We start from the raw sequence: 13,345 nt of genomic DNA on the forward strand, positions 1-13,345 counted from the left end.
CCCCGCGATGCCCGAGGCGGGGAACGCCACCCCCGGGACCCGGCGCACCGCGAACCCGACCACCTCGCGCAGCCGCTCGCGCGCGGCGCCCACGCTCTCGCCGCGCACCCCGCCGCCGCGCGCCCCGCCGTCCCGGTTGCCGCCGTCCCGCGTGCCGTCGCCGCTCACCGGAGTCGCCGCCTCGTGGCACCGGGCAGCGTGTCCGTCAGATCCAGCACATGCACGTCCACCGTGCGCACCTCCAGGCCCAACTCCTCGTCGGCCGCGACCGCCAGGCGCCCCCGCACCGCCTCGGCCAGCTCCGGCACCGTCCACCGCAGCCCAGCCACCACCTCGATCCGCACCGCCACCGGGCCGCGCGGCGGTCGTTCCCCCGGCGCGGCCCGCCCGACCGGCGCGATCCGGCAGCTGCCCACCCGCACCGCGTCCAACTCCTCGACCGCCTCCCGGAAGACCCGGGCGACGGCGGCCTCCACGATCCAGGCGTCCTCGTTCGGCTCGCCCAGCGGCAACGTGCGCCCGGGCCGCAGTTCGAGCCGGACGATCTCCATCACCCGCGTGGTCACCCGGGAGGCCAACCCGCCCGCCTCGGGAGCCCGTTCCTCCTCAGCGCGGGTGGCCGCGACCACCTCGCCCAGCGCCCGCAGCTCGGCGAGCGCGGCGCGGCAGGAGGGGCAGTCGCGGACATGCGGATCGGTCCCGGCCCTGCCCTCGTCCCACGCCTCCCACAGCCCGGCCAACGACCGGCCGCAGGCCAGCACCTCCTCCTCGGGCGCGCGTTCCCCCTCACGTCCGTGGTCGCCGCGTTCCCGACCGTCGCGTTCCCGGCTGCCGCGCGCCGGGTTGCCGCGTTCCTCGTCGCCGCCGGGGGCGCCCGCTCCCTCTAGCGCCATGCTTCCATCGCCTCCATCAGGTAACGCCTGGCTCTGAAGAGCCGTCCCCGAACGGCCTGTTGGGTGATGCCGACCGCCCGTGCTATCTCCTGGTAAGCGAGCCCGTGGAACTCCCGCAGCACCCAGCACGCCCGCTGCTCCGGGGAGAGCCCGCCCAGCGCCTCGCGCAGCGCGCGCACCGCCGCCAGGTTCTCCACCGTGCGCGCCGGGGAGGCCCGCGCCTCGGGCGCCGCCGGCTCGGCGACCGCCTCCAGCGGGGCGGTGGGGCGACGGGCACGGAGCAGATTGAGACAGCGATTGGTGACGATCCGGTACATCCAGCTGCGGAACGCGGCCTCGCCCCGGAACTCCGGCAGCCGCCGCCACGCGCTGACGAACGCGTCCTGCACCGCGTCCTCGGCGTCCGCCGAGCCGCCGGCCCCCGCGCGCCCGCCGAGCAGCTGCCCGGCGAGCCGCAGCAGCACCGGGCCATGGCGGTGGACCAGCGCCTCGAAGGCCGCCTCGTCGCCCTCCCTGGCCCGGGCCACCAACAGCGCGTCGTCGTCCACCGCGTCCTCGTCCACCGCGTCCTCGCCCACGTCTCCGTCCGCCGCCTCGCCCCGTTCCGCCTCGCCCCGTTCCGCGTCGAGCCGTTCCGCCTCGGCTCCGGCCCACGGGTCGTCCGCCTCGATCGCCACCCCTGCTCCTCACTGGCACGTCACGCCGCCTCGTGCCCGGCTTTACCCGAAGCGTCCGGGGGCGCACCATGGCCGAAACACGGCGGTCCCGAAGAACGTGCGTGACGTTTCCGGTACTCCGGTGTCCTACCAGGCGTGAGCGCGACCGGACAGTCGGTCGCGGCGAACCGACGAAAGGCAGGCAGGCCATGGCAACCAGGACAGCCTCCCACAGCGCCGCTGACGCCACCCGGGACAAGCGGGAGCCGGCGAACCAGCCGGAGGAGCGGCTGCCCCGCCAGCAGCAGGCGGGCGGCGGGCAGCGCGAGAGCGAGACCACCGTGAGCGAGGGCGCCCCCGGCGCCCAGGAGCCGGCCCAGACCAGGGGCCGCACCTCCATCGCCGGCGGGGTGGTGGAGAAGATCGCCGGAATGGCCGCCCGCGAGGTGCCCGGCGTGCACGCCCTCGGCGGCACCCTCTCCCGCACCCTGGGCGCCGTGCGGGACCGCGTTCCCGGCGGCCGGGCCCAGGTATCGCGCGGCGTCAAGGTCGAGGTCGGCCAGCGGCAGACCGCGATCGACCTGGACGTGATGGTGGAGTACGGCGTCCCGATCAGCGAGTTGGCGCGCGAGGTCAGGGAGAACGTGATCGCCGCCGTGGAACGGATGACCGGACTTGAGGTGATCGAGGTCAACATCGCGATCGTCGATGTTCGGCTGCCCGACGAGGACCTGCCCGAGGACGAGCCCCGGGTGCAGTGAGCACCCCGGCCCCGGCGGGCCGACAAGTGACCGCCGACGGGTGACCGTGGGCGTGGGACAGCGGATCGAGGGCAGGGAGCGGTTCATGGCGGAAACGCGTGGTGAGAGCGGTCGACGAGGCCGCCGGGAGACCGGTGGTCGAGGCGGGGCCGGCGAGCGGGGACACTGGTCCCAACGGCGCCTGCCGGCGCTGACCGCGATGTGTGCGGGGCTGGCCATCTGGCTGGCCCAGGTGGTGGAGGCTGCGACCAGGTGAACCAGCGGGCGAGTCGAGCTGAGGACGAACGGGCGGAACGCACCGGGGGCCGCCGCTGGTGGGTGGCCCTCCGGCGCACCCCCGTTTCGCTGTGGCGGGACGACATCGACCACTGGGCCGCCGCCCTCACCTACTACTCCGTGCTGGCCGTCTTCCCCACCCTCTTCGTCGCGCTCTCGCTGATCGGGATGGCCCACCCGGCGGCCGGGCCCGAGCTGATCGGCCACGTCTCCGCGCTCGTTCCCGCCAACTCCCGCAAGGACGTCTACACCGCCCTGACCGACGTCACCGAACAGCGTTCCGCCGCCTGGGTGTTGATCGTGGTGGGCGTGGCCAGCGCGGTGCTGGCCGCGTACAACTACCTGAGCATCTTCCGCCGGGTGCTGCACGCGATGCACGGCGTGGCCGACCGCAGGCCGCCGATCCGGGCCATCCCGCGCACGACGCTGACGGCGCTCGGGCTGCTGGGCCTGCTGGTGGCCAGCGCGGCGGTGCTGATACTCACCAGCGAGGCGGTGCGGGCCATCGGCCGGGTGCTGGACCTGGGCGAGGGCGGCAGCACGGCGTGGACGGTCTTCAAGTGGCCGCTGCTGGTGGCGCTGGTCGCGATGCTGGTGATGGTGGTCTTCCGCACCGGCCCCGAGTCCTCCCGCGCGCCACAGCGGGCGTTGCCCGGCGGGGCGTTGGCGGTGCTGCTGTGGCTGGTCGCCTCGGCGGGGTTCGCGCTGTACGCGTCGCATGTGCCGACGTACAACCGGCTCTACGGCTCGCTCGCCGGGATCGTGGTCTTCCTGGTCTGGCTCTGGGTCTCCAACCTGGCCCTCCTCTCCGGCGCCCAGTTCAACGCGGAACTCGCCCGGCTGGAGCCGGGGGAGACGGCCGCCGCCGGCGCGGGGCCAGAGGAGACCGCCGGCGGCCCGACCGCCGCCGAGGCCGCCGCCGAGGCGGTGAGAGCCGCAGGCGATCAGCCCGGCACGGGCGGAGTGCGTGGTGCGCACGGCGCGGACACCAGGCCGGTGGAGACCACCGGCGCGGACGGCGCGGACGGGGACTCCGGAACGCCCAACCCGTTCAGCCCAGCCAGCCCCGGCAGCGTGCCCGGAACGGCCGGACCGAACGGATCGCCGGGGGCCGACGGGATGCCCGCCGCCGGCACCGGCGCCGGCGAGGTCAACGGTCACGGGGTCGCGGGGCCGGCGGTGGACGGCGGGCGGACCCCGTCGAAGGCGCACCCGACGAGCGCCCCGCCCGGCGTTCCCCCGATGCCGAACCACCCGCCCTTCGCGAACGGAGGCGAGGCGGGTGGCCGCCGGCCGGCGACGCCCGGTTCGAGCGCGGAGCCCGCCAGCCCGCCACCGGTCAACCCGCTGCCGTTAGCGCCCCGCTGGCCGGCCGTGCCGCCGCCTCCCGGTCACGCTCCCCCGCCCCCGTTCCCGCCGGAGGCCCCGGTCGACCGGCCGCCATCCGCCGCCATCCGTTGACCCGCCCCCGACAACCGCAGGCGGGCCGGAGGCCACGCGCCTCCGGCCGCGCCACCGCGCCCCCCGGAGGGAAGAACCCGCCGTCGCTCTCGCCGGAGGCGCCGGCACATCCGGAGCCGCGAGCACGGATCGTGCCCGTGACTGGCAGCGGTCTTCGGCCCCTGGGCCGCCCGCAGGGCGCGATCCCCCGTGCTCTCACCCCAAGCACCCGACCCCGCGCCCAGGCACCGCCACCCTCGCGCCAGCCGCGTCGCGCCCTCCCCTAACCGCCGGAGACAACTCCGCCGGAGGCAACCCCGCCGGAGGCAACCGCGCCGGAGGCGTTCAGCGGCGGGTAGTCCGTGTAGCCCTCCGGCCCCCAGCCGTACAGGTGCGTAGGGTCGACCTCGTTCAAGGGCGCGCCGGTCGCGAAGCGGAGGGGCAGGTCGGGGTTGGCCAGGAACGCCCGGCCGTAGGAGACGAGGTCGGCGCGGCCGGACGAGACCAGGGCCTCGCCCTGCTCGCGGGTGGTGGGCGGGCCGTTCTCGCCGACGTTGGCGACCAGCGTTCCCGACCAGCGCGGGCGGAGATCGGCCAGCGCCGGGTAGCGGTCGTTGTCGGTCACGTGCAGATAGGCCAGGCCCAGTTCGTTGAGCGCCTCGACCAGCGGCCGGTAGACCGCGCCCGGGTCGGACTCGACCATCCCGAACTGCGGGTTGCCCGGCGAGAGGCGCAGCGCGACGCGTGCGCCGCCCACCGCGTCGGCGACCGCGCGGACCAGCCGCAGCGGGAAGCGGCGTCGGTTCTCCGGCGAGCCGCCCCAGCGGTCGGTGCGCAGGTTGGTGTTGTCGGCGAGGAACTGGTGCGACAGGTAGCTGTTGGCGCCGTGGATCTCCACCCCGTCGAACCCGGCCGGCCCGACGGCGAGTTGGGCGGCGGCCACATGGTCGGCGATGGCGAGGTCGATGTCGTCCTCGGTCATCTCCCGTGGTCGCGCGGCGGGTTGGCGGCTGCCGTCGCGCAGCACGATGCGTTCGGGGGCGGTGACGACGGATGGCCCGGCGGGAACGCTGCCGTCGACGCGGCCCTCGGGGTGGCCGAGCCGACCGCCGTGCATCAGCTGGGCGAAGATCCGGCCGCCGGCCGCGTGCACGGCGTCGGTCACGGCGCGCCAGGCGGCGGCGTGTTCGGCGGTGGCGAGTCCGGGTATCCGCCAGCCGCTCTGGCCCCTGGCGCTGGGCCACAGCCCCTCGGTGACGATCAGCCCGGCGCTCGCGCGCTGGGCGTAGTAGGTCGTGACGATCGGCTGGGGGCGGCCGTCCTCGGTGCCCCGGTAGCGGGTCATCGGGGCCATGACCAGGCGGTTGGGCAGGGTGATTCCGCCCGGGGAGTGGCGCGGGGAATAGGGGCTCAGGAGCGTGGTGTTCGTGGTGGTGTTCGTCATGCCGGGACGGTAGGAGGTGACACCGGTGTCAGGTTCAAGTCCGGCCGCCGGTTCATACGCGGGAGATCCCCGACGGCGCATGGGAATCGGCGAGTTGGCCCGGCGTACCGGTGTCAGCGAGCGTTCGCTGCGCTACTACGAGCAACAGGGGCTGCTCGCGGCGGAGCGCACCCCGGGCGGGCAGCGCCGCTATCCGGAACGGGCGGTGGACCGGGTCATCCGGGTACAGGAGCTGTTCGCCGCCGGGCTGTGCAGCGCCAAGATCGTGGAGTTGTTGCCCTGCGTCAGGGACGAGGACGGTGGCCCATCGGAGGTGGCCACGCCCTGGCTGTTGGCCGATCTGGCGGTGGAACGGGCGAGGCTGGACCGGATGATCGCGCAACTGGAGTCAACGCGCGAGGTGTTGGACCAGGTGATCGACGCCGCCGCCGGCGCAGGCGAGGTCTCGGCGGCCGGCGCGTGACGGCGTGGTCGGCTCAGCCGCCGACGCGGCGCACCGCCTCCTCGACGGCCGGCCTCGGCGTGGTCAGCACCGGCACCGGCAGGTCGCCCAGCAGCGCCACGGCCGGCGTCATGGACGCCTGGGCCAGCACCACCACGTCGACCTCGGCGGCCAGTCGCCGCGCGTGGTCGGCGATCCGGCGCGCGTAGCCGTCGAGATCGCCCGCCGTGAACAGGTCCCAGGCGTCCAGGCAGGGCGCCGGGAGCAGTTCGACCTCGCGGCCGGCCGCCCGCGCGCACTCCGTGAGCAGGGCGTTGGTCGGTTCGACGCTGGAGGCGGTGGCGGTGACGACGCCGATGCGGCGGCCGGCCCGCACGGCCGCCTCGGCCATCGGGCGGTCGACGCGAAGCACGGGAACGGGCAGCGGCCCGCCCGCCCGGGGCCCGAGGGACTCCGCGAGGCCGGCCAGGCTGGAACAGGTGCAGACGATCAACTCGGCGCCGCGCGCCGCGAGTTGTTCCAGCCCCTCGCGCACCTGGGCGACGACGGTTGGGTCGGGGCCATGTTCCCGCACCCGGGCCAGCGGCGCCTCGTTCACCAGGTGGGTCGCCGGGACGCCGGGCGCCACCTCGTCGAGAATCCCCTGGAAGGTGGCGGTGTGCGTGGGCGCGGTGTGCAGGAAGCCGATCACGCCGCGAGCCTATCGCCAGCCCCTGGGGCCCCGGCCCCTACCGTGGCCCCCGTGACCGACAGCACCCCCGGCTGGGCTGAACGGCCCGGCGGCCGGCGGCCGGTCAGCCGCGCAGCGCCTGGATGATCTGCCGGGTGGTGGCGCGCGCCACGTCCGGGCGGGTGGCGGCGTAGCTGTGGTAGGCGTTGAGGCCGGTGGCCAGCGCCCAGCCACGGCCGCGCAGCCAGGTGGCGTCGTCCAGGCCGCTGGCGGCGCGGAAGTGCGGCCGGGTCTCGGCCGTCATCAGGGTCCAGGCGACGACCAGATCGGCCGCCGGGTCGCCCAGGCCCAGGCCGCCGAAGTCGATCACCGCGCTGATCCGGCCGTCGGTGACCAGCAGGTTCCCGACGTGGAAGTCGCCGTGCACCCAGGCAGGCGGCCCCTGCCAGGCGGGCGCGGTCAGCGCCGCGTCCCACAGCTCGGTGAGCGCGTCCGCGCCGAAGGAGTCGCTGATGGTGTCGCCGACGGCGGCGATCGCCCCGCGGGTCGCGGCATCCCTGGCGGCCAACGTGCCGATGGCCAGCTCCCGTTGGTCGTGTCCGGGGAGCAGCGTCTCGGCCGGCGGCAGCCGGTGGAGCGCGACGAGGAAAGCGCCCAGCTGGCGGGCGCTCTCCTCGGGGTCGGCCAGGGCCTCGGGCGTGGCCTGCTCGCCGTCCAGCCAGCGGCTGACGGACCAGTGCCAGGGGTAGCCGAGCGCGGGCTCGCCGACGGCGACGGGTTCGGGCACCGGGAGCGGCAGCCGGGGCGCGATCAGCGGCAGCCAGCGGGCCTCCTTGCGGGCCTGTCCCGCTGACCAGGTGCCCCGGGGGAAGCGCACGGAGAGGTCGTCGCCGAGCCGGTAGATCAGGTGGTCGGAGCCGCCGGGCAGGACCGGCCTCAGGGGCAGCTCGGCCCACCGGGGGAACGCTCCGGCCAGCAGCCGGCGGGCCAACGCGGAGTCCACGGTGGGGGTTTCGGGTGGTGCGGATGACACGGGTGCGGTTCCCTCCTCGCCCGTCGGACGGCTCCCCGGGGCGCGACGGCCGATCCAAGCGAGTCGGACGGCCCGCTGTCCAACGGTTTCCGTTCCCTCGCCGGTCGGGGCCTCCCCGAAAGCCCGCCCTGGGCCGTCCGAAAACCGGTGGACAGCGGGCGGCGCCGGCGTTCGGATGGGGCGGCGGGGACCGAGCCGAAACGATCAACAGCACGGAGTCGATGGGCCGATGGGGCCGAAGAGCAGCACGCCCGGCACGCGGAGCGAGCCGGGCGCGGGAAGCGTCAGGATGCACGAGGACGAGCTGGATATCGACGAGGGGCTGGTGGCGCGGCTGGTCGCGGGGCAGTTCCCGCGCTGGGCCGGGCTGCCGGTCCGGCGGGTGGCGTCGTCGGGCACGGACAACGCGATGTTCCGGCTGGGCGAGGCCCTGGCGGTGCGGCTGCCGCGAACCCCCTGGGCCGACGAGACGGTTGGGGCGGAGGCGCGGTGGCCGGCGCTGCTGGCGCCACATCTGCCGGTGGCCGTTCCCGTTCCGCTGGAGGTGGGCGGGCCGGCCGAGGGCTATCCGCTGCGGTGGTCGGTGCACCGCTGGCTGGCCGGGCGCAATCCGGAGGTCGGCCGGGTGGTCGAACCGGAGCGACTGGCCGCCGAGTTGGGGGCTTTTGTGCGGGCGTTGCGGTCGGTTGAGCCGCAGCCCGGGGCGCGGCGCGCGAGCCGTGGGGTGCCGTTGGCGGAACGGGACGACGGCACCCGGGACGCGCTGCGGCAGCTGGTCGAACTGCCGCCCGGCGCCGAGTCGTTGGACGTGGCGGCGGCGACGGCGGTGTGGGAGGAGGCGCTGACGCTGCCGGCGTACGACGGCCCCGACCGTTGGCTGCACGGCGACATCTCGCCGGGGAACGTGCTGGTGAGCGACGACGGCCGGCTGAGCGCGGTGATCGACTTCGGCGCCGTCGGGGTGGGCGACCCGACCGTCGACCTGCTGGTGGCCTGGAACCTGCTGCCCGCCGGGGCGCGCGGCGCCTTCCGCGAGGCCGTGGGCGCGGACGAGGCGACCTGGCTGCGGGGGCGGGCCTGGGCGCTGTCGGTCGCGTTGATCCAGCTGCCCTACTACCGGATCACCAATCCGGCTCTGGCCGGCAACGCCCGCCATGTGATCGGCGAGGTGCTCGCCGACCACCGGCGGGGGGCGTGAACGGGTCGGGCGTGAGCCCTCGGGTGGCGGCCGGCCGGTCAGGGGGCGGCCGGGCCCTCGGGTTCGAAGGCGCTGAGGGTGGGGTCGTGGTCCAGCTCCCCGATGTCGTACATCGGGGTCATCCAGTGGTGGAAGTTGTCGCCGCGCTCCCGCAGCAGGTCGTAGAGCCGCCTGGTCAACCGCCTTCGTTCATCGCGTAGTTGGGGGTCCTCATAGCGGTTGGTCAGCTCGTGCGGGTCGGTCTGGAGGTCGTACAGCTCGTTGACCGACTCGGGGTTGACGACCAGCTTGTAGCGGCCGTCGAGGATCATGCGCTGCGGGTAGGGGAAGTGGTGCCCGTGGAACTCGGCGAGCAACTCCCCGGGCCAGTCCGGGTGTTCGCCGCGCGCCAGGGGCAGCAGGGAGCGGCTGTCGACGGCCGGGGCCGGGTCGGCGCCGGCCAGCTCCAGGATGGTGGCGGTGCAGTCGGTGAGGCTGACCAGCTCGTTCCGCGTCTGCGGCGGGGCGCCCGGGACCCGGAGGATGCCGGGGATTCGGTAGATATCTTCATACATGGCCGGCCCCTTGTCGTGGAGCCGGTGGGCGCCGGTGAACTCGCCGTGGTCGGCCGTGAAGAACACCGAGGTCTCATCGGCGAGTCCCAGCTCGTCCATCCGCGTCAGGACGCGCCCGATCTGCTCGTCGATGAGGGTGACATAGCCCCAGTAGACGGCGATCAGCTTGCGGCTGACCTCGGTCGGGAGGGTGTCGAACGTCCAGTGGGCGCTGTAGTTGCGCTGCACCGGCGGCTTGCCCTCGAAGGTCTCGGCGACCGAGGGCGGCAGGTGGACCCGGTCCGGTTCGTAGCGGTCGAAGTAGGCGTCGGGCAGCAGATAGGGCAGGTGCGGGCCGAAGAAGTGGGTGGCCAGGTAGAACGGGCGCCCGTCGGCCGCGAACCGCTCCAGCATCTCGATGGCGCGGGTGGCCAGGTAGTGCTCGAACGTCGCCTCGACCGGCTGGTGGAGGCGGGCGGCCAGCAGGTTGCCCGGGTTGCCGTTGGGAGTGGTGCCCCGGATCGGCTCGCTGATCCGGTAGCCGGGCAGGCCGCGTTCGGCCAGGTAGGCGAGGTAGTCGGAGTGGTCGACCGGATTGTGCCAGCCGGGCAGGTCGGGGCCCTGGAACCCGTAGGAGGCGGCGTTGCGCTCGGTCCCGCCGTGCCACTTGCCGACGAGCCCGAGCTGGTAGCCGCGCTCGGCGAGGGCGGCGGGGAAGGTGAAGACGTCGTCGGAGAGGTCCTCCAGATAGCCGACGTTCCGCTCCTGGTTGGCCAGCAGCCGGTGGCGGAACGGGGCCTGCCCGGTGAGCAGGCTGGCGCGGGCGGGGGTACAGATCGCGGTCGGGGTGTAGAAGCGGTCGAAGCGGGTGCCGGAGGCGGCCAGCCGGTCCAGGTGCGGGGTGGCGACGGTGGGGTTGCCGTAGCAGCCGAGCGTGTCGACCCGGTGCTGGTCGGTCATGAGAAAGAGAACGTTCATCGGCGGGACGCTGTGCGAGCCCGCGTTCATCGGGCGAGTGGCGGCGCCCGGGGTGTGCGGGCCGGCGGCGTTCCGGCGCGCGTTCATCGGGCGGCCTCGACATAGCGCTCGGCGTTGTAGTAGCCGTCCCAGGCCGGCACGGACTCCAACTTGCCGGTCTCCACGAAGAACTCGGCAAGGCCGTCCAGCCACTGCCCGGCCGTGCCGTCCTCGGTGGCGGCCAACAGCTCGTCGGTGGTGAGCAGTTCGATGTTGGCGGCGTCGGCGGCCACCGCCTCGGGCGAGATCTCCAGCAGCTCGGCCGTGAGTTCGACGGTCTCGTCGGGGTGCGCGGCGCGCCAGTCGTTGGCCTCCTGGAGCAGCCGCACGACGCGGGTGGTGACGTCCTCGTCCACGTCGTTGCCGGCGACGAACGCCGTCGGGAAGGAGTCGTCGGGGAAGTCGCGGGTGCTGGCGACCTCCACCAGCTCGGGCACCTGCTCCTTGATGGTGTCGATCAGCGGGTACCAGATGCCGGCGGCGTCGATCTGTCCGGAGGCGAACGCGGAGACCACGGTGGCCGGGTCCATCGGCACCACCTCGATGTCGTCTGTGGTCATCCCTGCCTCGCGCAGCGCCAGGCCCAGCACCATCTCGCCGGATGTGCCCTCGGGGACGCCGACCTTCCGGCCGGCCAGGTCGGCGACGGAGCCGATGCCGGGCTGGGCGATCACCCGGTCGGCGTAGGCGAGGGTGTTGATCGCGATCACCTCGGCCCGGTCGCTGGCCGGCAGCCACATGGCGCCCGGGCCGATGTAGCCGAAGTCGAGGTCGCCGGAGCCCAACGCCTGGATCTGGATGGGGCCGTTGGTGAACACCGTGGTCTCCGGGGCGAGTTCGTACTTCTCCCACAGGTCCTGCTCGTCGGCGACGGCCAGCGGGCTGGCGCCGTTGTAGTCGCTGATGTAGCCGAACCTGATCCGGTCGGCGGAGTTGGAGCCGCCGCCGGACTCGTCCTCCCCGCCGCAGGCGGTGGCGGTGGCCGCGAGCAGCAGCAGCGTGGTGACGGCGACGGTTACTCGACGGGGTGCGCGCATGGCGGGGCTTCCTTCGGGGCTTCGGTGCTTCGGTGCTTCGGTGCTTCGGTGTTCGGGGTTGGGGTTCTCGGGGGGAACGGGAGCGCGCGCGGCCGGCTCAGGCCGGGGGGTGGGGCGCGGGAGGCTGGTGGTAGACGGCGTGCCAGACCTCGTTGCGCAGCGCGGCGAACTCCGGGGAGAGCCGGGCCTCCTCAGTGCGCGGATAGGGCAGGTCGACGTCGATGACCCGGTGGACGCGGCCGGGCCGGGCGGCCATCACCACGACCCGGCTGGCCAGACAGACCGCCTCGTCCACGTCGTGGGTGACGAACAGCACGGTGCGCCTGAGCCGGCCCCAGGTGTCCAGCAACTGGTCCTGGAGCTGGACCCGGGTCAGCGCGTCCAGCGCGCCGAACGGCTCGTCCATCAACAGCACCTGGGGATCGACGGCGTAGGCGCGGGCGATGGCGCAGCGTTGCTTCATCCCGCCGGAGAGCGTGCGGGGCAGCGCGTCGGCGAACTCGCTCAGGCCCACCAGCGCGATGGCCCGCTCGGCGCGCTCCCGGCGCTCCCGGGCGTCGAGCCGCTTCAGCCGCAGGCCGAACTCGACGTTCCCGCGCACCGTCAGCCAGGGGAAGAGCGCGTACTGCTGGAAGATCACGCCCCGGTCCGGTCCTGGCCCGGTGACGGGCGCGCCGTCCAACAGCACGCGCCCGCCGGTGGGTTCGACCAGCCCGGCGGCCATGCCGAGCAGGGTCGACTTGCCGCAGCCGGACGGTCCGACGACGGTGACGAACTCGCGGTCGGCGATGTCGAGCGAGACCCGGTCCAGCGCGGTGAGCGTCTCGCGGCCCAACGGGTAGGTCCTGCTGACCTCGCGGAACGAGATCCGGGGGGTCGCCGTGGGCTTGGCGATGTTCACGGGGGCGTTCATCGGCGTTCCTGCCATCCGGTGAGGCGACGCTCGGCGAACAGCAACAGCCGGTCCATCAGCAGGCCGAGCACGCCGATGCAGATCAGCCCCACGAAGATGGTGGGCAGGTCGTAGTAGAGCTGGGCCTGTTGCATCCGGAAACCCAACCCCTCCTGGGCGGCGATCAGTTCGGCCGCCACCAGGGTCGCCCAGGCGGAGCCGAGGCCGATCCGCATCCCGACCAGGATGAACGGGGTCGAGGCCGGGATGACCACCCGCAGAAAGATGGTGTGGTCCCGCGCGCCCAGCACCCGTGCGGCGTTGATCAGGGTGCGGTCGACGTCCACCACGCCCTGGAGCGTCGCCACCACGCTGGAGAGGAACGCGGCCAGGAAGATCACGAAGATCTTGGGCGTCTCGTCGATGCCCATCAACACGACGGCGAGCGGGATCAGCGCGAGCGGCGGGATGGTGCGGAAGAACTGCACCCAGGGCTCCAACAGGCCACGGGCGACGGCGTACCAGCCCATCAGGAAGCCGACCGGGACGGCGGCGACGGTGCCCAGCGCGAAGCCGACGAAGACGCGGCGCAGGCTGGCCAGCGCGTCCTCGGCGAGGGTTCCGTCGGAGGCCAACTCGCCGAAGCGGCGGCCGACTTCGGGCGGCCCCGGCAGGCTCTCGACGTTGGCGGCGGCCAGCAGGGACCAGAGTCCGAGGCCGAGGACGAGAGCGACGAGGTTGAGCAGCACGCCGCGGAGACGGAGCCGGGTGCGCGGCGCCACGGGTTCCGCGGGCGCGGCGCCCCGGGTGGCGACGGCCCCGCCGGGGGCGGCGGGGTCGGGTATCCGGCTCACCACGTCACCGACGCCCTGCCGGCGGGGGACGCCTGGCCGGCGGGAGCGGGAGTCCTGCCGGGGACGGGCCCCGGAACCGACGCTCCGCGCGGGGCCGGCACGGCCGGTCCATCGAGCGGCGCTCCCGCGCCCGAGGCGGCGCCGGCCACGCCGCCGGACCCGATCGCCGACAACGCCGCCTCGCCGAGCGGCACTTCCG

At 74.3% G+C, this 13,345-nt stretch carries 14 protein-coding genes; 5 read left to right on the top strand and 9 right to left on the bottom strand.

The annotated features are described in order from the left end of the window. Positions 1-164 precede the first annotated feature (164 nt). Both EBN88_RS23450 and EBN88_RS23455 read right to left on the bottom strand, forming a co-directional pair. Positions 165-893 (bottom strand): hypothetical protein, encoded by a 729-nt coding sequence (locus EBN88_RS23450; RefSeq protein WP_122399070.1) that lies wholly within the window; start codon positions 891-893, stop codon positions 165-167. Next, entirely contained in the window at positions 884-1,471 is a 588-nt protein-coding gene (locus EBN88_RS23455; protein ID WP_407703454.1) for an RNA polymerase sigma factor, read from the bottom strand. Before EBN88_RS23455 ends, EBN88_RS23450 begins: the two co-directional genes overlap by 10 nt. 287 nt (positions 1,472-1,758) lie before the next feature. Between EBN88_RS23455 and EBN88_RS23460 the strand changes: the two genes are divergently transcribed. From EBN88_RS23460 to EBN88_RS31290, 3 genes are all read left to right on the top strand, one after another. Continuing rightward, positions 1,759-2,310, top strand: coding sequence for an Asp23/Gls24 family envelope stress response protein (locus EBN88_RS23460; protein WP_122399063.1), 552 nt, complete (start codon positions 1,759-1,761; stop codon positions 2,308-2,310). 85 nt (positions 2,311-2,395) lie between these two features. Beyond that, positions 2,396-2,566, top strand: coding sequence for a hypothetical protein (locus EBN88_RS30775; protein ID WP_158621503.1), 171 nt, complete (start codon positions 2,396-2,398; stop codon positions 2,564-2,566). Next, entirely contained in the window at positions 2,563-4,047 is a 1,485-nt protein-coding gene (locus EBN88_RS31290; protein WP_199742456.1) for a YhjD/YihY/BrkB family envelope integrity protein, read from the top strand. Before EBN88_RS30775 ends, EBN88_RS31290 begins: the two co-directional genes overlap by 4 nt. Before the next feature lie 262 nt (positions 4,048-4,309). On the opposite strand, the gene EBN88_RS23470 is transcribed toward EBN88_RS31290, so the two are convergent. Then, positions 4,310-5,470 (bottom strand): alkene reductase, encoded by a 1,161-nt coding sequence (locus EBN88_RS23470; RefSeq protein WP_122399064.1) that lies wholly within the window; start codon positions 5,468-5,470, stop codon positions 4,310-4,312. A 79-nt stretch (positions 5,471-5,549) separates the two neighbouring features. On the opposite strand from EBN88_RS23470, the gene EBN88_RS23475 reads away from it, so the two are divergent. Further along, complete coding sequence (locus tag EBN88_RS23475) at positions 5,550-5,933, top strand: MerR family transcriptional regulator (protein WP_122399065.1); 384 nt, start codon at positions 5,550-5,552, stop codon at positions 5,931-5,933. Positions 5,934-5,946: 13 nt separating this feature from the next. Here the strand turns inward: EBN88_RS23475 and EBN88_RS30780 are convergent, their stop codons facing one another. Next, entirely contained in the window at positions 5,947-6,603 is a 657-nt protein-coding gene (locus EBN88_RS30780) for an aspartate/glutamate racemase family protein (protein WP_158621505.1), read from the bottom strand. 103 nt (positions 6,604-6,706) lie between these two features. Beyond that, positions 6,707-7,615 carry an aminoglycoside phosphotransferase family protein gene (locus EBN88_RS23485; protein ID WP_122399066.1) on the bottom strand — a complete coding sequence of 303 codons (909 nt, stop codon included), beginning with the start codon at positions 7,613-7,615 and terminating at the stop codon, positions 6,707-6,709. A gap of 289 nt (positions 7,616-7,904) precedes the next feature. Between EBN88_RS23485 and EBN88_RS23490 the strand changes: the two genes are divergently transcribed. Beyond that, a complete protein-coding gene (locus EBN88_RS23490) occupies positions 7,905-8,813 on the top strand; it encodes an aminoglycoside phosphotransferase family protein (protein ID WP_122399071.1) in 909 nt (302 codons plus the stop codon). A gap of 38 nt (positions 8,814-8,851) precedes the next feature. Here EBN88_RS23490 and EBN88_RS23495 read toward each other — a convergent pair whose 3' ends face one another. The 4 genes from EBN88_RS23495 to EBN88_RS23510 form a co-directional block, all read right to left on the bottom strand. Further along, positions 8,852-10,324 (bottom strand): sulfatase-like hydrolase/transferase, encoded by a 1,473-nt coding sequence (locus tag EBN88_RS23495; protein ID WP_122399072.1) that lies wholly within the window; start codon positions 10,322-10,324, stop codon positions 8,852-8,854. A gap of 83 nt (positions 10,325-10,407) precedes the next feature. Then, positions 10,408-11,400: an aliphatic sulfonate ABC transporter substrate-binding protein gene (locus EBN88_RS23500; RefSeq protein WP_122399067.1), complete on the bottom strand. Its 993-nt coding sequence runs from the start codon at positions 11,398-11,400 to the stop codon at positions 10,408-10,410. Positions 11,401-11,497: 97 nt separating this feature from the next. Then, positions 11,498-12,313, bottom strand: a complete 816-nt coding sequence (locus EBN88_RS23505; RefSeq protein ID WP_122399068.1) for an ABC transporter ATP-binding protein — start codon at positions 12,311-12,313, stop codon at positions 11,498-11,500. After that, the gene (locus EBN88_RS23510) at positions 12,310-13,074 is read right to left on the bottom strand and encodes an ABC transporter permease (protein WP_122399073.1); all 765 of its coding nucleotides are present in this window, start codon (positions 13,072-13,074) and stop codon (positions 12,310-12,312) included. Before EBN88_RS23510 ends, EBN88_RS23505 begins: the two co-directional genes overlap by 4 nt. Between the last annotated feature and the right edge of the window lie 271 nt (positions 13,075-13,345).

This window comes from Streptomyces triticirhizae, assembly GCF_003696235.1.
GTDB lineage: Bacteria > Actinomycetota > Actinomycetes > Streptomycetales > Streptomycetaceae > Streptomyces > Streptomyces triticirhizae.